Here is an 18,816-nt window from a genome sequence, read left to right on the forward strand (position 1 = left end):
CGTGATGGCTTTTAAGAAAGTTTGCAGCCTAGACGAAGTTCCTGAAGGTGACGCGTTGCGGGTGGAGTTGTTCGACGAACCTATCGCGCTATTCAACTTAGACGGAGAGATCCTCGCGACTCAGGACCGCTGCACACATGGCGACTGGTCGTTAGCGGATGGCTTTCTCGAAAATGGCGTCATTGAGTGTACGCTTCACTGGGGAAAATTCTGTGTGCGGACGGGAAAAGTGAAGGCTCCACCCGCTTGCGCGGCCTTAACTGTTTATCCCGTGAAGGTGGAGGGCAACGACGTCTACGTGGATTTCGAATCTGGTAAGGTCAACGATTGATGCAGAGTTTCGCGATCATAGGTGCGGGTCTGGCGGGGGCGACAGCGTGTCGGTCGCTCAGAGACCAGGGGTTTGAGGGAAAGATTTTCCTCTTTGGCGACGAGCCGTATGAGCCATATGATCGACCCTCTTTGTCCAAGTCTGCTTTAGCGACCAAATCTGCCCCCCCTTTGTTAATGGGTTGTAATTGGAGCGAAGAATTCAGGGTCGAGAAATGTCTGGGAGTTCGCGTTGAAACAATAGACTTGCCCTCGATGCGTATTGAGGTGAGCTCTGGCTCGGACCTCAAGTTTGACAAGCTCCTTTTTGCCACTGGGTCTCGGGCGCGGTCTCTGCGTCTAGATGCGCATAGCGAGACGCCGGGACTTTACTCACTGCGGACACTTGACGATTGCGTGGCTCTACAGGGAGCAATCTCCCCTGGGGCACAAGTCATCATCATCGGGGGAGGCCTCATTGGATGTGAGCTTGCCACTACAATTCAGAAGATGGGTGCAAAGGCGATTATCCTTGAGACTGCCAATGAGCTCTTGTTGCGTGTTCTGGGCAAGACAATAGGCTCGTGGTGTCGAGAGGAATTGGAGGCCATAGGGGTTGAAGTCCACACGGGCGTCTCAATTACTCATGTAGATCTAGACCCCTCGTTCCGGGAAGTACGATGCGGCGACGGAAGAAGATTTTCTGGTGATCTGGCAATCGTCAGCGTTGGTGCGGAGCCGGTCACCGCTTTAGCAGAGCATGCTGGATTGGCGTGCGCGAGGGGCATCATTGTAAATTCAGTTGGTATGGCTTCAAGCGACACGGTGTACGCAGCGGGCGATGTCGCAAGTTGGCCTCTCAGGAGCGGAGGGCGCCGCAGTCTGGAGACTTATCTGAATTCTCAAAACCAGGCGGCTGTGGCTGCGGGAGCAATGCTCGGAAAGGGTGAGCCAGCACCGCAAGTTCCGATTTCTTGGACGGAGATAGCGGGGCATCGGATACAGATGATGGGCGAAGTCACTGGTCCTGGCGATGTCGTCACTCGGGTTGATCCCGGAGGGACCGGAATGACGGTGTGTCGATTGAATGGTGGGGAGCTTCAATCTGTTGTTTCAATAAACCAGCCGGCAGATTTTTCTTTCGCATCAAAAATCATTGAACGGAGGATGCAGGTAGATGCGAAATCAATTCGTGATCCACTCATTCGTATGAAAGACGTTTTCAAATTGGCGGCAAAGACGGTCGCGTGAAGTACAATAAGTACGGATACACACTAAAATCAAAAAGACAGGGAGAAGACAATGAGCGTTAAGAAGTTGGGATATCTGGGTTTTTCTGCATCAAACATTGATGCGTGGCGGGATTACGCAACCGGAACGTTAGGGCTAATGGATGCTGGGACGAGAAATGACACTCTCTTTCTGAGAATGGATTCTCGAAATTGGCGGGTTGCAGTCCATCCAGGTGCGGCAGATGATCTTTTGTATGCGGGGTTCGAAGCTTCGAATCGAGCCGAGATGCTTGAGATCGCTGAAAGACTAAAGGAAATGGGTATCTCCGTCGAGCAGGCCGATTCCAAGCTGTTGGCGCAACGGGGAGTGATTGATTTGGTATCCTGCCTTGATCCGTCAGGGATCAAGATTGAGGTGTATTATGGTGCCAGCGAACTCTACGAAGAGCCGTTTATTTCGCCTACGGGTGTATCTGGATTTCTAACTCAGGATCAGGGACTTGGGCACTATGTCCTGAGTGTTGAAGATATTGAACGTTCTTTGGATTTCTACATCCGTGGACTGGGAATGGAGCTATCCGACATCATCGACTGGCAGGTCAATCCGGACGTGAAGCTTCAGGTGAACTTTCTCCATTGCAACAGGCGCCATCATAGCCTGGCATTAATCCAAGCGCCCGCCTCCAAGAAGTTACACCACTTTATGCTGGAAGTAAGCTCGTTCGATGATGTCGGGCGCGCATATGATCGCGTGTCAGAGAAGAATGAGATCGTGATGACGCTCGGTCGGCACACAAATGACCACATGTATTCGTTCTACGGCGTCACGCCTTCCGGCTTTGCTGTCGAGTATGGATGGGGCGCTCGACCCATCGAGTCAGATTGGTCTGTCGTCCGATATGACAGCATCAGCATGTGGGGACATAAGTTTATGGGCACAGGAGCTTGAGCGGCGCGTCCGCAAAACTGATCCAAATCCGTCCGACCCCCGACGCTGCATTTAGGAGATTCTAGCATGGCCATTCAGATCGTATCTGAAGATACCAACCCAGAGATCGCACGTAACATTGAAGTTCACGGTGTAAAGACGAACTATCATGATCTCGGCGCTGGGAAACCGCTCTTTCTGATTCACGGATCAGGGCCGGGGGTTTCAGCTTGGGCAAACTGGCGATTGGCAATGCCAAATTTTAGTGAGGTGGCCAGAGTAATTGCTCCTGATATGCTCGGGTTCGGATATTCGGAACGTCCGGGAAAAGACTACTATAATATGGAAAGTTGGCTCGACCAGGTTGTTGGGTTGATGGACGCTCTTGATATTGAACGGACCGATCTCGTAGGCAATTCCTTCGGGGGTGCGATTTCTCTTGCGATGGCCATTCGACACCCGGATAGAGTTCGGCGCATTGTTCTGATGGGAAGCGCGGGTTTGGCGTTGGGGCTGAGTGAGGGACTTGACCAGGTTTGGGGGTATTCTCCATCCATTGAAAATATGCGCCGTTTGCTGGATATCTTTGCATATGATCGAAGTTTGGTAACGGATGAGCTTGCTGAACTACGGTACAAAGCAAGCATTCGTCCGGGTTTTCAGGAGTCATTCTCAGCGATGTTTCCTGCGCCTCGGGGGAGATGGCTGGAGCACTTGGCAAGTGATGAACGCGATATCCAGAAAATTCCTCATGAGGTTCTGGTTATTCATGGGCGTGAAGACGTGGTTGTGCCGCTGGAAAATGGCCTGCGGCTGTCGCAGTTAATCAAGAGGTCTCAGTTGCATGTCTTTGGAGAGTGCGGGCATTGGGCGCAAATTGAACATGCTGCGAGATTTGAAAAACTCGTCATGAATTTCATTCAGGAGGCGGAAGAAAAATAGGTGCGGTGCGTCGTTAGTGCGAAACGAAAATATCTAAAATTCGTATGCTGCAATTGACTTAATAATTAAGTTCGAACAAGGACTAAAAAGGAGTGGTAAAATGTTGAAAAAGTTTGCTTTGATTGCCTCTGGTTTTGCGGCCCTGTATTGTGCGAGCGCGCAAGCGGAGGGCCGAGATGATTTGCAGCGCGTCTGCGTAACGGTTTCTGTTGCTGACGGTTTGAGCGAGGAGGAGAGTCAGGATTTTTGTGAGTGCTTAGCAACAGGCGCTGAAGAACAAGGACAAGAGTCCATTGACGAGCTTGTTGAATCGGCAGGAATACCGGATCGGCAAGCGCGCATCAATGGGCTGTCCGAAACGTCTCAGAAAATCGTGGCGGTATGTGCTCCCTAAACAGGTTCCAGTATAAGAGTCTTCGCCTTGGCTAGCTCTGCTTCTGAACAAGCTGTCCGAAGCATGAGTTATTACGCATTCGATTGGTCTTGCCGCTGTGAGGCCGGCTCTCTTCGGGGAAATGTAGACTATTGTTCTTGTGCAGAAAACTTCAATCGGGTCCGGGCGAGTGACTGTTGTCGCGGCATTGGCGAGAAATGCGGTAGGCGATGACAAAGCTGACGTGCCTGTGGGGAGGCTCTCATCTGCCGCCGTCGATATTCTTTTGGGCCTTTATACTGCGCAAACAAGGATGCTTGAGAATGGTTTCCGCAATGACGTAGCAGTCTTGGCTGTATGCACTTTGCTTGCCAATCTGATCGACGGGTTCGTTGCCGCCGAACTTGGTAAGCCGTCCTTGTCTCTCGTTCAGAAAGGCTGGCATCTTCGGAGGCGCGAATTGTTGCTCGCGCGTCCGAACGTCGAATCCCGCAAGGTCGGCGCGGCTGCTAATCGATTGACAAATGATTTTCGCAAAAGCCTCGAAGCATCCGCAGGCGCGAATGGATTAGCCAGAGAGCTAGCAGCTATCTGCCTGGCAGTCATTAGCGAATATCATGAGCGGGGCGAACCGGGCTCGTGCTTCGCTGAAGCCGAGGGAGCGCTCAGCCAACTCATCCGCGCATTCAGTGAAGGTGTTGCTTGACAGAATCAGTATGCGGATAAAGAAGGGGCTGGAGCAACCTCTATTGTTTGAATTCAATCGATAGAAAAGAGACGTTGATAAAGCTCAACCATTGACGGGATCTGACGAAAGTGATCCGGCAAGTGCTTTAGCTATCTTACAATGGTGACGCGCTTACCGATCAAATCTTGGGCTCTTGTACGTATCTAAACAAATCAAAATGGATTTCTCGTGGCCCAGTACCTCGGTAGATGGCGTGCACATGAATTCCTTTAATGGATCGCTCCGGGATGAACGCCAACGGGTTCGTTTCCTTGACCGTAGCAATACAGCTACTTGAGACGTCGAGAATGGACTACAGTGAGAGGAGACCTCATACGGCTCACAATGGGCAATCTCCTGCCGAGTTTGCCCGCAACGTCGGCCTGTGCCATGCTGGCAAGGCCAAAATCGCTGCTGGATTTTAACACCAAGGCCGGACTACCAGAGCCAAGCACTTCATCGCTGCTGTATTTTAGCACCACGACTGGGCCACCAGAGCCAGGCATTTCAGAAACCGCCAACTCTAACTTTACGGGTGGACCAGTCCGATTGGGCAAGCGAGGAAGACATGACGACAAGCGCCTAGTTCCGATGCCAGAGTGATGACATTTGCGGTTTACACGTGGTGCCAACGAGCCTTGTTTTTAATACGGAAAACCTGATGCGGTTTACAGAGAACTCCATGTAAAATAAGAAAAAGTGCGTCGTTTACACCGAGAGGGTCAGCGGTTCGAGCCCGTTACCGCCCACCAGTATCTGCTGCAGATTGCAGCTCGTTTCCTGTCTCATCTCAAACGCCTTTGCCAGCGCCCTTAACAGGGTTCGGCTTGGTTCTGTTCCGGCTTTCGGAAGAATGTCGTGAACGCCGCAGTGCCGTGAACCGCGTTGCCCGGTCACGCGCCTTTGCGACAATGGGCGGCCCTTGCTTGCGTGCGCAATTACTGGGCCCGATCAGGATACGGACATCTCCGGCAGGTGAATTTGCCCCCGCAGCTATCAGCCCCGGCATCCGCTTTCTTGACGACAGCTTTCATGGAGCAGCGCGAATTGGATGGATTCACGCAGACCGTATTGCTGACCAATGCCCCCAAGTCCGCTGCTGTGGAATAGCGCGTTAAAAAAATTCATTATCACAAGAGTGAAGATTATTGACAGCGTGAGCGATTTGTTCTCCAACGGTGTCTGAAAAGCGCGACAAGCCGCTTTCACCAAGGGAGGATAATCCAATGACTCTACGTTCCATGGCGTCCGTATATGCGATTTCTATCGCTATTCTGGGAGCGCCCGCTTTTGCCCAACAGGTATCGCCCGCTGATGAGGCGACGAGCGATTCGACCGTCGACGAGGCGCGTCAGGATACCATCATCGTGACCGCGACCCGGCGGGAGCAGAGCCTGCAGGACGTGCCGCTGGCCGTCACGGCTTTCCAGCAGGAAGCGATGTCTGAAAAAGGCATCGTCAGCTATGACGGTCTTGCCCGCGAAACGCCAGGCATCGTCCTGAACCAGCCGACCGCCAACTTCAACACAATCACCACGCGCGGTATCGCCACCAATGGTTACGGCGCCAACCTGCAGGCCGCGACCGCGATTTATATCAACGAGCTTCCGATCTCCTCGAACGGCAACTCGACCATTCTCGACCCGACCCTGTTCGACGTGGAGCGGGTGGAAGTGCTGCGCGGGCCGCAGGGCACGCTGTTCGGCGCCAACTCGCTGTCCGGCGCCGTGCGCATCCTCACCAAGAAGCCCAACCCGAACAAGTTCGAAGCGTCCACGCTGGTCGATTTTGGCCTGACGGATGGTGATGCCCTTCGTCAGCGCTACAACGGCATGGTCAACGTACCACTCGTATCCGACGAACTGGCGCTGCGTGTCGTTGGCTTCTACCGCGATGAGGATGGATGGGTCGACAACCTTGGCACCGGCATTAAAGGCGCGAACTCACTGAAAGCGGTCGGTGGCCGCGCGCACCTGCTGTGGGAGCCGACCAGCAAATTCGACATCGGCTTGCTCATTATCCGCGAGGACAACGAACCCGCAGATTCGAGCCTCACCAACCCTGACCGGGGCGATTTCATTCGCTATACGGACCGTCCTGACCTCTTCCAGTCCGACATGACCAGCTACAACCTGACAGCCAACTGGGACATGGACTTCGCGACCCTCACTACTTCCTCGAACTACTCCAAGATCGACGGGAAGTTCATCGTCGACCTGGCGGGCACGTTCGGCGGGGGCATTCCCTTCGCGCTCGATGCGGTCGGCCATGATGAAAACTTCGTGCAGGAAGTGCGACTGTCTTCCGCGGATGGCGGAAACTGGGACTGGATCGTCGGCGGGTTCTACTTCAACAAGCGCCGCGACATCGACTATGATTACCGCTCCTCGCAGGAATTCCTCGACACGCGCGGCCTGACGGGCCTGCCCGATGAGTATTACTATCGTTTCAAAGGGTATTTCGACGCCATCGAATCGGCTGCCTTTGGTGAGCTTACCTACCACTTCTCCGACAAGCTGTGGGCGACCGGCGGCCTGCGCTATACCGAGACATCGGTGCAGTCCCATACGCTTGGTGGCGGCTACAACTCCAACTATCTGACCGCCGCGCTCCTTGGCTTTACGAACACGGCCCTGACGGTCACGCCGGTGGTCGCAGCGGACGGTCTCAAGGTTGAAGCCGACAACGTGTCCTACAAGGGTAGCCTCTCCTACAAGCCGATGGACAATCTGACGACCTATGCGTCGGTTTCGACGGGCTTCCGCTCGCCGGTGGCAAACGCCCGTGCCGGTCTTGCCAGCGGTGTGGACCCGAACGACATCATCATCCCGAACGGGGCGGATTCGGATAAGCTCACCAGCTATGAAGTCGGCATGAAGGGCGCCTTCTTCGATCGCAAGCTGACCGCGAATCTCGCCGCCTACTACATCAACTGGGAAGACATCCAGGTTCAGGCCAACCGCCTGTCCGACCAGGCGCAGTTCGCGACCAATATCGGCAAGGCCGTCAGCCAGGGCATCGAATTCGAGCTTGGCTATTATCCCGGCAATGGCTTCAGCATTTTCGCGAACGGCTCGCTCAGCGACACTGAGATCACGGACCTGACCGATGAGGAAGCCGCGATCTCAGGGGCGGAAGAGGGTCTGCAACTCGCCATGCCTGACTTCCAGGGTGCCCTCACGGCTCGCTACGATTTCACGATCAGCGACAAGGACGCCTTCGTGACCGCAACGGCCGCCTATGTCGGTGACTTCCCGGCCATGCTGCCGAACGTGCCCGGTCAACCGGGCGTTCCGGCCGCGACCTTCGACTACACTGATGCATATACTGTCGTGAATGCGCAGGCGGGTATCTCGAAGGACGACTGGAAGGTGATTGCCTATGTCGAAAACCTGTTTGACGACAAATCCATCACCTACGTCCATCCGGAAGGCTTCCTCGACAGCCGCTATGCCCGTTTGCGGCCGCTCACTGTTGGTGTGCGCCTCAGCTACGAATACTGATCCGTTTGGGGGAGAGACGTCATGCCGAGATCGAACAGGTCGTCGACTGAGGCGACAAGCGTAAGACATTTTGGGGCGGTGCTTGCGCTATTGTTCGTATCGGCCGCGTCTCTTTTGACGGCAGCATGCGCAAGCGGATCTGCTGAGCCGGCCGGGAGCGTTGCCCTTGCAAACGCTCCTGTCGGTGCCATTCGCGGAACGACAGAGGACGGTGTGTCGGTCTATCGTGGCATCCCCTACGCTCTGGCACCCACGGGAGAGCGTCGCTGGGCGCCGCCCGTGGCGGTTCCGGACTGGGCGGAACAGCGCGAGGCCTTGGCGTTCGGGCCGGCGTGTCCTCAGCCGGAATCACGACCCGGTAGCATATATTCAACGGAGCTGGGCCCCGTTTCCGAAGACTGTCTAAGCCTGAATGTCTGGGCACCGGAAGATGCCAGCAATGCCCCCGTATTTGTCTGGATTCATGGCGGATCGCTGACAACCGGCGCGGGCAGCCAGGACATGTATGATGGCGCCAGAATGGCGCGCGAACAGGGCCTGGTCGTGGTCACGCTCAATTACCGTTTGGGTATTCTGGGCTATCTTGCACATCCCGGCTTGAGCGCTGAGTCCGCGCAGGGCATTTCAGGTAATTATGGCCTGATGGACCAGACGCTGGCGCTCGAATGGGTGAAGCGTAATATCGGCGCATTCGGCGGCAATCCGGATAATGTCACGGTGGCCGGCGAATCTGCAGGTGCGCTCAGCGTTGTCCTGCTCATGACTTCGCCGAAGGCGAAGGGCCTGTTCGACAAGGCCATTGCGCAAAGTGCGTACATGGTGACCATGGCTGCGTTGAAGGAAACCGCCAATGGCCTTCCGTCGGCGGAGTCTACAGGCGCCGAACTTGCGAAACGCATGGGCGCCTCAGACATCAAGGACCTTCGCGCGATGTCGGCAAAAGACCTTGTGTACAAGTCTGCGAAAGCTGGCTTCTTTCCGTTTGCCGTGATCGATGACGTTTACCTGACCGACCAGATGGTCGCGACTTTTGACAAGGGCGAACAGGCTCCTGTCCCCGTTTTGGCTGGCTTCAATGAAGGCGAGATCCGCTCCTTGCGGTTCCTCTTGCCGCCGGCGCCAAAGCCTGATGCCTACGAGCCAGCCATCCGAAAGGGGTATGCTGATCTCGCCGAAGCATTCCTCGAAATCTATCCTGCTGACAGCCTGGATTCGAGCATGCTCGCAACAACCCGCGACGCAATGTATGGATGGTCTGCAGAACGTCTTGTGGCCTCGCAGAGTGCCTTTGGGTATCCGTCATACTTCTATTTGTTTGACCATGGTTACCCGGCAGCCGACCGCGCCGGACTCCACGCATTCCACGCGTCGGAAATTCCCTACATGTTCGGAACGACCTCCGAGGCCGTCGCGCCATGGCCCGAAATACCGGATACGGAAGAAGAGAATGGCCTGTCGAAAGCGATGATGGCGTATTGGGCGAGCTTCGCTCGCGACGGCCGTCCTGCCGCGCAAGGCAGCGCGGCGTGGCCGGCCTACGAAGACAAGGCCACTGGCATGGTCTTCGCTGACGAGCCGCAACCGTGGCCCATGCTTTCCCGAAACCGCTTTGACCTGCATGAGGAAGTGGTGTGCCGCAGGCGCGCTGCAGGCAATATTCCATGGAACTGGAATGTTGGAATCCTCTCTCCCCCTTTGCCGCCTAAGGATTCAAAATGCCAATGATCGACGGTGCAATCCAGGATTATGCACTCACGCTCGACAAGTTTCTTGACCATGCCGCCAAATGGCATCCCCTGACAGAAGTTGTAACTGCACGCGCGGACGGCAGCATCGCCCGAGTTGGCTATGCCGGCTTGCGTAAGCGTGCCAAGCGCGTGACGGCCCTGCTTCATGACCTCGGCGTGAGGAAGGGCCACCGTGTCGCCACGCTTTCCTGGAACACACAGGCGCATATGGAGTGCTGGTACGCCGTGATGGGCATGGGCGCCGTGTGTCATACGCTCAATCCGCGCCTTACCAGCGAGCAGTTGGCCTGGATGCTTGGCCAGTCGGAAGCCGCGATACTGATTGTAAGCAGTGACTTGCAGCCACTGGCGGCAAGTATCGTTCAAAGCGCCCGCGGAATAAAAAATATCCTGGTGATCGACCACGCTGGGGGTGACGCGCTTGATGTCGTTGGTCTTCCGTATGCCCAGGTTCTTGAAAATGCCCTCGTGGACGAGTCTGCCGATATTGCTTGGGGGGATTTTCCGGAAACGACACCGTGCGGCCTGTGTTTCACCTCCGGCACCACCGGTGCCCCGAAAGGCGTGACATATACACATCGCGGAAACTACCTTCACACCTTGCGTCAGTTACAGGCGGACGTGTCCGGCATGACGTCACATGATGTTGTCCTGCCGGTCGTGCCGATGTTCCACGCCAATGCCTGGGGCCTGCCGTTTTCCGCCCCTGCGACCGGCGCAAAGCTGGTTCTTCCGGGGCGTCATTCGGATGGCGAAAGCCTTGCTAATCTCATTGCGAATGAGGGGGTCACGATCGCGGTTGGGGTCCCGACCATCTGGACTGGGCTGATGGATTATCTCGATGCGAAAGGCATGGATCTGCCTTCGCTGAACCGCATCATGGTAGGGGGCGCGCCGATGCATCCTGCATTGATGAAGCGGATCGAGGACCGCGGCATCTGCGTGCAAACGACATGGGGCATGACCGAGCTGTCGCCGCTTGGAACCGCTGCGCCGCCGGGCGACGAACGCTCGCCGGAAACAGCTGGCCGGCCGGCTGTGGGGCTCGACCTCATGGTGACCGATCATGCCGGGGAGCCTCTCGACATTCAGCGTGGTCAGGAGGGGCGCCTCTGGGTCCGGGGTACGTCCGTCGTCTCGCGCTATTTTGGGCAGACTGAAAGTGCCACAAAAAATGGATGGTTCGACACGGGCGACCTCGCCGTTCTCAGCGAGGGCGGCCAGGTATTCATTACCGGCCGTTCCAAGGATCTTATCAAGTCTGGCGGTGAGTGGATCAATCCGGCCGAGATCGAGACGCTCGTGTCACGGCTGCCCGAAGTGGCGCTTGCAGCCGTCGTCGGACGCGCGCATCCAAAATGGGGCGAGCGACCTGTCCTTATGGTCGAAATCAGGGAAGGATGCGAACTTACAGATGAAGCGCTTCTTGCCAGTCTGCGCGGCAAGGTGCCGAATTGGTGGCTGCCTGACGAAATCATTCGTCTCGGTTCCATGCCGCTTGCTGGTACCGGCAAGATAGACAAGCACAGCCTGCGTGACATGTGCGTCACATCGGCATGAAACCATGGAGGCGTGTCATGACGGCCGATTTGAAAACATTGGCAGTGATCGCGCTGATTGCAGTTTCAGGATGCGTCCGATCCGATAATGCACATCCTGTCGCGGATGTTGCTGCCGACCCGACTGTCGATCTGAGGCAGGGGCAGCTTGTCGGCGTGCGGGAAGGAGACCTGGAGGTCTTTCGCGGCATTCCCTATGCAGGGGCGCCAATCGGGGATCTGCGCTGGAAAGCACCCTCGCCGCCGCCAGACTGGTCTGGTGTGCTGGATGCCACCGCTTTCGGCCCAAGCTGCATTCAGCCCCCCGTGCCCGAGCGCAGCCTCTATTATGACCCGCCGCATCAGACATCCGAAGACTGCCTGACCCTCAACATCTGGACGCAAAGCCGCTCTGCCAAAACACCGGTCGTTGTGTGGATACACGGCGGATCGCTGCGCATCGGGGGCAGCGCCCAGTCTATGTATGACGGATCGGAATTTGCGGGCAGGGGCGTTGTGTTTGTTTCCCTCAACTATCGTCTGGGAGCGCTTGGCTGGCTAGCGCATCCGGAGCTGAACGCTGAATCGCCCGACGGCATTTCCGGCAATTACGGGTTGCTTGATGAGGTCGCGGCGCTCGAATGGGTCAGAGACAACATATCTGCCTTCGGCGGCGATCCCGCCAATGTCACCGTGATGGGGGAATCCGCCGGGGCGCTCAGCCTGACTTATCTTCTGACAAGTCCAAAGGCGGAAGGTCTTTTTCAGAAAGCCATTATCGAGAGCCCCAATAGCCGGAATTTCCCGGAGCTCGGTCAGGCTGCCTATGGCGCACGGCCGGCAGAGGAAATCGGCGCATCAACGCTAAGCGCAATGGGGTTCGCCAGTATCGAGGCCGCCCGCGAAGCGTCAGCGCAGGACATCACCGACAAGGCAGGCCAGGCGGGATTCATACCGCAGGGGACGATTGATGGCGACGTCCTTCCGTCCCAGATCGTGGATTCGTTCGACAAGGGTGCATTTGCAAAAGTGCCAGTGCTTGCCGGGTTCAATAGCGGTGAAGTGCGCTCCCAGCGCCTGTTCCTGCCGCGCAAGCCGGATGACTATGAAGCGGCAATCGTGGAGCGGTATGGCGCGCTTTCGAGTGGTGTCCTCGCTCTCTATCCGGGGTCCGATGTAGACGCTTCCATGCTGGCCACGCTGCGCGACGCGATCTACGGCTGGGCGACCGAGCGGATCGTGCGCAAGCTGACAGAGGCGGATCAGCCAGCCTTTATGTACGTCTTCGATTATTGCTACCCGAGTGCCGAGAAGGCTGATCTCTGCGCGTTCCACGCGAGTGAATTGCCGTTTGTTTTTGGCGCTCTTGATCCGGATAAGCTGTCCCCCAACTGGCCGGTTCCTGACGGCGAGCATGACCAAACCATATCCAGCACCCTGCTCGACTACTGGACCTCCTTTGCTGCAACGGGGCAGCCTGAAAGCGCTACGGGCCCGGCATGGCCCGCTTATGGCGGCGATCAGGCTTACCTGAAGATCGGTCAGGAACTGGAAGTCGGTAAAAATCCCATGCCGGGCATGTTCGAATTGCATGAAGAGCTGGTGCGTCAGCGCAAGGCTGCCGGCGAGCCGTGGTTCCTCAATATCGGTCTTGGCGCGCCGCCATTGGAATAGGTTTGTCTAAGGGCTATTCGTGACCGACCTTGTTGGGCGGTGTGAATGTCATCTCCGTCTCGTACGTGTCGATCCAGTTCTCCGGTGGCAGCGGCAGGGCGCGACTGTCTTCGGAGCGGCCAGCGGTGAAGGCAGGCCTTGGCTCGGCCGTGCGCACTTGCTCCAGCCAGAAGACGCCATCGTAGATGCCGCTGTTCCCGCGGGTCGCAACCCAGTCGATATCGCCGTCCTGGTCCATGTCGACAGGAACGAAGACATCGTACATGCCGCGCACGCGCCGGGATATGTCGTGGCGCTCCCAGTGCTCACGGGCGTCTCCCGGATTTTCGAACCAGGCGATCCGGCCCACGCTGGAAGCTGCCGTGACCTGCGGACTGTCTTCTTCGCGCGACGCATCGGTGTAGGCACCCCGTAATATATTGAGCCCCGAATAACCGCCCGTGATGGCATCAAGGTCGCCGTCCCCGTCAATATCGGCGAGCCCAATGCCGGCTACGATGTCTGGCAATGTGTCGCCGATGCGGAAAAAGGTCCACGGCTCATCAAGCTGTTGAGGCTGCTTGAGCCAACCCAGCCCGGCCACGAGCGGGCTTCCCGCAACCGGCTGGGGTGTTTCGTGGACAGCGACAACAAGATCCTTGCGTCCATCGCCGTCAAGGTCGGCAAAGGCAGACTGGAAAGCGCTTGATGCGCCGCGCCAGTCGTCAGGCACAGGCATTCCGGCTACGATGGCAATCGGATGCGGCTTCACGGTGAAACCCGACTCCGTGCCATTGCCGACCGTTTCCAGAATCGCCATCTGAAGATCAAGGCGTGCGGCCACGAGCACGTCCGTATCGCCATCATCGTCAATGTCGGTCGGCATGGCCGTATTGGGTACCACTTCCCGTGACAGGACCTGCTCATGCCAACTCGATTGGACAAGGGCATCCCCCTCTATCCGGAAGAGGGAAGTCGGGCGCGCGGCGGTGGCCAGAGATGGATCAATGATATCGGCGCCGCCCTTGTTGGCCGCGAGCACATCGAGGTGTCCGTCCTGGTCCATGTCAGCCATGAACACCCGCAGCCACGAACCCCGCCCTTGGGTGATCGCGGGGATCATCCGTGGCCATGTCTCTTGGCGCGCCAGCTTTCCCGGGTTCTGGAGGTAGAGGAGATGGGCCTCTTCGCAGGCGGCAACCAGATCAGGCCAGCCATCACCATTGATGTCACCGATCGCGACATCCTCTATGGCACCAACCTCGTCGCCAGCGGCGACCGTGACATTCACCCATTTGTCGGGATCTCCTGTCCCAAACGCGATGCGCAGGTGATTGGAGTCTTCATGTACTGACGCGATATCGAGGAACCCGTCGCCATCAAGGTCCGCGACAGCGAGACCGTCGCCGCCCCTTATGGCTGTCCCACCATTCGTCTGCTGATCATCGATCAGGTGCTCGCGCCAGGAAATGTAAAGGCCATCCTTCGTACGTGCATCGCTTGGCGTGTCGCCAACCGTCAGAGACGTTTTGTTTGGCGCGCCGGTCTCAGGGACCTGACAGCTGGCCATCACAAGCAGGGCCGAGGCCATGAGTATCGGCCGGGCGAACACAGTATTCAGCATTATCTGTTTCATGGGATCAGCCTCGCCATGTCCTGGCGGATGTTTTTTGCGGCCAGCACATAATGGATACACGCCCAGAGGGATCCGATAACGCCACAGATCAGCATCGCGCTTGCCAGCGGCGTCTCGAAGCCGGCGCTGAGGAATTGGTCGCTAAGCGCGCCAACGATAAGTGGGCCAAGGCCGAGGCCGATAAGGTTCAGGATGAAGAAGAGGATGGCGGATGTGAGCGCCCTCATGCGAATGCTGACCAGGCTGTGGGACACCGCGATGACCGAGCCGAGATAGGCCGCGGTCAGGAAATTGAAGGGCGCGGTCAGGAGCAGGGCCGTTCGGGCTGATCCGGATGTCAAGGCAATGATCAGAACGGGCACGATCATGAACGTGAGTATGGCGGGAATCCAGAGATACCAACGTATGTCCCGCGCGCCGAAGCGGTCGGCCATCCAGCCGCCGAAGAAAGAGCCGAAAGCGCCTCCGAATCCGCTGGTCAGCGCCATCCATGTGCCCACAGTGCCGAGGCTGATGTCGAAATTCCGGAGGAAGTAGGAGGGGAACCAGTTGCCGATGCCATAGATCAGGAAGGCTTGCAGGCTGGCCGCCATGGCAATGTGCCGGAAGGAAACGTGGCTCCAGAGAAGTTTTACGACGTCCTGCAGGGGGGGCGTGGCGGTTTGCGTTTGCTCAGCCCCCTCGGACCAGCCGCGAACAGGTTCGCGAACGGTCAGACGGAAGACGATGGCGAGCAGGATGCCTGGTGCGCCAACGACAAAGAAAGCCAGACGCCAGCCAAACGCTTCCGCGATGCGGCTGCCTAGCGCAAAACCGAAAAGGATGCCGATATAGATGCCGATTGAGTAGACGGACAAGGCGAGCGCCCGGTTCTTCGGTTTGAAAATGTCGGAGAGCATCGAGTGCGCTGGCGGACTGCCACCAGCTTCACCTACGCCCACACCGACCCGCGCAATGAGCAGATAGGTAAAGCTTGTGGCAAGTCCGCATACGGCCGTCATGAGGCTCCAGACAGTCAGCGCCCACGAAATGATGTTTCGGCGAACACCCTTGTCGGCCCATCGGGCAATTGGAATGCCGCAAATGACGTAGAAGAGGGCGAATGCAAAGCCGGTCAGAAGGCCCAGTTGCGTATCTGTGAGACCGAGCTCTGCCTTGATGGGCTCCTGCAGGATTACGAGGAGCTGCCGGTCGATAAAGTTGAATGCGTAGATGATCGTCAGCACAAACAGGACGTAGATACGGTACTTCTTGCTTTGGTAAGGTGTGCCCTGAGCTGTACCCTCCATATCGTGTCGAGTCGGAGCCAGCTCCGCCTGTGGGGTTGCATCTGATTTCACGTTTCACTCCCTGATGTTTCGTTCTCTTTTGGTGATATTCGAAGCGGGATCATCAGATCGCGCGCGGCTCACTCTTGTTTTATGTGTTTTGGAATGGTCGCACGCGCGCCCGGCTCTGGTCGGAGCAGGCATTGGGGCTCACCATCAGATTCATGATCATTGTCGGTGTGACAGCTGACCCTATATCTCCTTCCCGCCATGATATTCACTCAGGAGAGAGTGAAGTCAATTGAATCGTGAGGAATTCGCGAGTATGGGAATGAATGACCAATGCGATGTGAGGCTACGCCGGGTGAAATGCCCGAAGTCGTCTGGGCTGTAGCGCCTTGGCTGTGTATAAGGCTCGGTTCTGCGCCGCGCTTCGCGCGACGCCAAAGGATTGAACAAGGAAGATGGAGAGTTGGTCAGGGATGATGCGTAATCATCTGCTCATGGACCAGCGGTTGACGTGAGTTGATCAGCCAACCTATCCTGAAAGAAAGGATGCCACGATGTCGAATACCAAAGCCGAGCGACCGAGTCGCAGCAAGGCAGAACAGCGCGCGGAAAGCATCGAGCAAATCCTTGACGCAGCGGAATATCTGTTTTCCCGGAACGGTCTGCACGGCGTTACGCTTCGTGACGTCGCCAAACGGGTCGGCATCCACACCACCCTGGTTCACTATTATTTTCAGGACAAGCAACACCTTTTCGAGGCCGTATTCGCGCGCAGGGCAGGTGTAACCAGCGAAGGGCGCATGAAGGCCCTCAATGAGTATGAGGCGGCTGCGGGTGACAACCCCACCGTGGAAGGGGCACTTCACGCTTTCCTCGATACGGACCTGGACCTGTACTATGAGGGCGGCGAGCAATGGATGCACTATGCGGCCTTCTGCGCCCGGGTCAGCAATACGCCTGAAGGCGCAGAGCTGATGGACAAGCATTTCGATCCGGTTGTGTTGAAATTGGTGAGCATCCTGAAACGCGCGCTGCCCGATTATTCCGAGGAAGATATTTTCTGGGGATATCACTTCGTCACCGGCTCGTTGATGAACACTTTGGCCTGCACGGGTCGAATTGATCGCTTGTCAGGTGGTGTGTGCAAGTCTGAGGATTTTCCCGCGGTGAAGAAACGCATGGCGCGGTTCATGGCGGCCGGCTTCATGGAACTCGGAAACTAGCGCGGGATTGCCACCGCGTCCTGATGGTGCATATGCGCCGCGCTCAGATACGGCTTGATATGGCCCGTCCTAGGTCTCGCTCGGTTCTGGCGGGCTGATGGCGGCCTTGGATGGCGAATGCATATCGGCAGAGACCTGCCGCTCGATCAGGCGGTGCACGACAGGCTTCTGTCCGTCCTTCATCAGGCGCCTTATGGCATCGCCAATGTCGGCGTCCGCCTTGGTGCGACGCTGGGTGTTGCGCACATAATCGAGCCAGGTCGGCACGCGATAGCGCTCCACCCATTTGTCCGGATCGTTGAGGTCGCGCGCCAGGGTCCACCGGAACGCGCCGTCGCGGCGGCAGATGCGCCGCCGTTCACGCATCGCGGTCAGGAATTCGGGGATATTGTGTTCGGCCACCCTGTACTCGACCATGATGACGATCGGCCCGCTGCGCTGCTCGATTGGCAATGCGATATCCGGCTCTTTCCAGCGTCCGAGCGGGTCGAGATCGATGTCCTCCACCTGCGGCAGCTTCACGAAGAGGCCAATGAACATGCCGAACGCCTGGAAGCCCGCCGCCGCGAGCAGGGCATCCCGCACGCCATAATGTTCCGACACATAGCCGAACGCCGCGCTGCCAAGCGCCATGCCGCCGAAGGCCGCCATCTGGTAGATGGACAGGCTGCGGGCGACCACCCAGCGCGGGGCCGACAGCTGGATCGCCACATTGAACGTGGAGAGCGCCAGCACCCAGCCGGCCCCGGCGATCATCAGGGCCGGAATGGTAAAGATCACCGTTCCGCTGAAGGCGGCGCAGGTAACGCCAATGACAAGCGCCGTCGAGGACAGGCGGATGATCCCGTCGGTCGAGAGGCGGGCCCGCAGGCGGCGGCTTGAAAATGCACCCAGAACCGCTCCAATGCCGAACGCGCCGAGCAGGCCACCGTAGACCAGCGGGCCGCCTTTGAGCAGCTCCTTCGCAACCAGGGGCATCAGGGCCGGCACAGCGCTGGCGGCAATCGCGAAAAGTGTCGCCCGCAGCAGTGTGATCTGGATCTTGGGGGAAAGTGAAACGTAGCGAAGCCCCGCCAGGATCGCGATGGATATGGGTTCGCGTGGCAACAGGCGTTTCGTCTCTGGCGGCTTCCATTTCGACAGCACGAAAATCAGGCCGAGATAGCTGAAAGCATTGACCATGAAGGCCGCTGCAGCCCCCGCCGTGGCAATGATGATGCCCCCAATGCCGGGCCCGACACTGCGGGCGATATTGAAGCCCATGCTGTTGAGCGCCACGGCGCTCGGCAGGACAGGGCGCGGGACCATGTCGCCCACGGAGGCCTGCCAGGCCGGACTGTTGAAGGCCGTGCCGCAGCCGATCAGGAAGGTGAAGGTCAGCAAGAGAGCGGGCGTCAGGGCGCCCGACCAGGCAAACAGGGTGAGGCCGACCGAGACAACCAGCATGAAGCTCTGCGTGCACAGCATCAGGATACGCCGGTCCAGATTGTCGGCGAGGGCACCTGCCCACAGCGAGAACAGCATGATCGGCAGGGCGGTCGAGGCCTGCACAAGGGCCACATCTGTGGGCGAGTTCGACAGTGTCGTCATCAGCCATGCCGCGCCGACCGACTGGACCAGACTACCGAAATTGGACGCAAGATTGGCCAGCCAGACATTCCGGAAAATCGGGATGCTGAAAGGAGAGGGCGGCGCTTTGGCTAAGGATTCGGGCGACATCTGTTCCA

Annotated in this window: 14 protein-coding genes; 11 read left to right on the forward strand and 3 right to left on the reverse strand. The window is 57.6% G+C overall.

What is annotated here, in order from left to right; all coding sequences use genetic code 11:
- Window positions 1-4 precede the first annotated feature (4 nt).
- From HY30_RS06735 to HY30_RS06785, 10 genes are all read left to right on the forward strand, one after another.
- The gene (locus HY30_RS06735; protein ID WP_034738357.1) at window positions 5-331 is read left to right on the forward strand and encodes a bifunctional 3-phenylpropionate/cinnamic acid dioxygenase ferredoxin subunit; all 327 of its coding nucleotides are present in this window, start codon (window positions 5-7) and stop codon (window positions 329-331) included.
- Window positions 331-1,560: an NAD(P)/FAD-dependent oxidoreductase gene (locus tag HY30_RS06740; RefSeq protein ID WP_051615014.1), complete on the forward strand. Its 1,230-nt coding sequence runs from the start codon at window positions 331-333 to the stop codon at window positions 1,558-1,560. Before HY30_RS06735 ends, HY30_RS06740 begins: the two co-directional genes overlap by 1 nt.
- A 51-nt stretch (window positions 1,561-1,611) precedes the next feature.
- Complete coding sequence (gene bphC / locus HY30_RS06745) at window positions 1,612-2,490, forward strand: biphenyl-2,3-diol 1,2-dioxygenase (RefSeq protein WP_034738359.1); 879 nt, start codon at window positions 1,612-1,614, stop codon at window positions 2,488-2,490.
- Window positions 2,491-2,556: 66 nt separating this feature from the next.
- A complete protein-coding gene (locus tag HY30_RS06750) occupies window positions 2,557-3,411 on the forward strand; it encodes an alpha/beta fold hydrolase (RefSeq protein ID WP_034738360.1) in 855 nt (284 codons plus the stop codon).
- Between the two features lie 100 nt (window positions 3,412-3,511).
- Window positions 3,512-3,805: a hypothetical protein gene (locus HY30_RS06755; protein WP_034738361.1), complete on the forward strand. Its 294-nt coding sequence runs from the start codon at window positions 3,512-3,514 to the stop codon at window positions 3,803-3,805.
- A 169-nt stretch (window positions 3,806-3,974) separates the two neighbouring features.
- Window positions 3,975-4,490, forward strand: a complete 516-nt coding sequence (locus tag HY30_RS06760) for a hypothetical protein (protein ID WP_045699449.1) — start codon at window positions 3,975-3,977, stop codon at window positions 4,488-4,490.
- A gap of 1,247 nt (window positions 4,491-5,737) precedes the next feature.
- Window positions 5,738-8,014 (forward strand): TonB-dependent receptor, encoded by a 2,277-nt coding sequence (locus tag HY30_RS06770; RefSeq protein WP_034738363.1) that lies wholly within the window; start codon window positions 5,738-5,740, stop codon window positions 8,012-8,014.
- Window positions 8,015-8,035: 21 nt separating this feature from the next.
- Window positions 8,036-9,739 carry a carboxylesterase/lipase family protein gene (locus tag HY30_RS06775; protein WP_081812100.1) on the forward strand — a complete coding sequence of 568 codons (1,704 nt, stop codon included), beginning with the start codon at window positions 8,036-8,038 and terminating at the stop codon, window positions 9,737-9,739.
- Window positions 9,736-11,322 carry an AMP-binding protein gene (locus tag HY30_RS06780; protein ID WP_034738366.1) on the forward strand — a complete coding sequence of 529 codons (1,587 nt, stop codon included), beginning with the start codon at window positions 9,736-9,738 and terminating at the stop codon, window positions 11,320-11,322. The genes HY30_RS06775 and HY30_RS06780 overlap by 4 nt, the downstream gene beginning before the upstream one ends.
- Before the next feature lie 17 nt (window positions 11,323-11,339).
- Window positions 11,340-12,974 carry a carboxylesterase/lipase family protein gene (locus HY30_RS06785; protein ID WP_155839269.1) on the forward strand — a complete coding sequence of 545 codons (1,635 nt, stop codon included), beginning with the start codon at window positions 11,340-11,342 and terminating at the stop codon, window positions 12,972-12,974.
- A gap of 13 nt (window positions 12,975-12,987) precedes the next feature.
- Here the strand turns inward: HY30_RS06785 and HY30_RS06790 are convergent, their stop codons facing one another.
- A complete protein-coding gene (locus tag HY30_RS06790) occupies window positions 12,988-14,589 on the reverse strand; it encodes an FG-GAP repeat domain-containing protein (RefSeq protein WP_206741426.1) in 1,602 nt (533 codons plus the stop codon).
- Complete coding sequence (locus HY30_RS06795; protein ID WP_206741427.1) at window positions 14,586-15,929, reverse strand: spinster family MFS transporter; 1,344 nt, start codon at window positions 15,927-15,929, stop codon at window positions 14,586-14,588. The genes HY30_RS06790 and HY30_RS06795 overlap by 4 nt, the downstream gene beginning before the upstream one ends.
- 491 nt (window positions 15,930-16,420) lie before the next feature.
- Between HY30_RS06795 and HY30_RS06800 the strand changes: the two genes are divergently transcribed.
- Window positions 16,421-17,089 (forward strand): TetR/AcrR family transcriptional regulator, encoded by a 669-nt coding sequence (locus HY30_RS06800; RefSeq protein ID WP_034738370.1) that lies wholly within the window; start codon window positions 16,421-16,423, stop codon window positions 17,087-17,089.
- 69 nt (window positions 17,090-17,158) lie between these two features.
- On the opposite strand, the gene HY30_RS06805 is transcribed toward HY30_RS06800, so the two are convergent.
- Window positions 17,159-18,808: an MFS transporter gene (locus HY30_RS06805; RefSeq protein WP_051615020.1), complete on the reverse strand. Its 1,650-nt coding sequence runs from the start codon at window positions 18,806-18,808 to the stop codon at window positions 17,159-17,161.
- Window positions 18,809-18,816 lie beyond the last annotated feature (8 nt).

It is taken from the genome of Hyphomonas chukchiensis, assembly GCF_000682695.1.
Taxonomy (GTDB): Bacteria; Pseudomonadota; Alphaproteobacteria; order Caulobacterales; family Hyphomonadaceae; genus Hyphomonas; species Hyphomonas chukchiensis.

Bases quoted from the DNA above. Each gene is read 5' to 3' on its own strand.
- HY30_RS06770 (WP_034738363.1), top strand. From the start codon at position 5,738: ATGACTCTACGTTCCATGGCGTCCGTATATGCGATTTCTATCGCTATT.
- HY30_RS06800 (WP_034738370.1), top strand. From the start codon at position 16,421: ATGTCGAATACCAAAGCCGAGCGACCGAGTCGCAGCAAGGCAGAACAG.
- HY30_RS06775 (WP_081812100.1), top strand. From the start codon at position 8,036: ATGCCGAGATCGAACAGGTCGTCGACTGAGGCGACAAGCGTAAGACAT.
- HY30_RS06790 (WP_206741426.1), bottom strand. From the start codon at position 14,589: ATGAAACAGATAATGCTGAATACTGTGTTCGCCCGGCCGATACTCATG.
- HY30_RS06780 (WP_034738366.1), top strand. From the start codon at position 9,736: ATGATCGACGGTGCAATCCAGGATTATGCACTCACGCTCGACAAGTTT.
- bphC (WP_034738359.1), top strand. From the start codon at position 1,612: ATGAGCGTTAAGAAGTTGGGATATCTGGGTTTTTCTGCATCAAACATT.
- HY30_RS06740 (WP_051615014.1), top strand. From the start codon at position 331: ATGCAGAGTTTCGCGATCATAGGTGCGGGTCTGGCGGGGGCGACAGCG.
- HY30_RS06735 (WP_034738357.1), top strand. From the start codon at position 5: ATGGCTTTTAAGAAAGTTTGCAGCCTAGACGAAGTTCCTGAAGGTGAC.
- HY30_RS06805 (WP_051615020.1), bottom strand. From the start codon at position 18,808: ATGTCGCCCGAATCCTTAGCCAAAGCGCCGCCCTCTCCTTTCAGCATC.
- HY30_RS06785 (WP_155839269.1), top strand. From the start codon at position 11,340: ATGACGGCCGATTTGAAAACATTGGCAGTGATCGCGCTGATTGCAGTT.
- HY30_RS06750 (WP_034738360.1), top strand. From the start codon at position 2,557: ATGGCCATTCAGATCGTATCTGAAGATACCAACCCAGAGATCGCACGT.
- HY30_RS06755 (WP_034738361.1), top strand. From the start codon at position 3,512: ATGTTGAAAAAGTTTGCTTTGATTGCCTCTGGTTTTGCGGCCCTGTAT.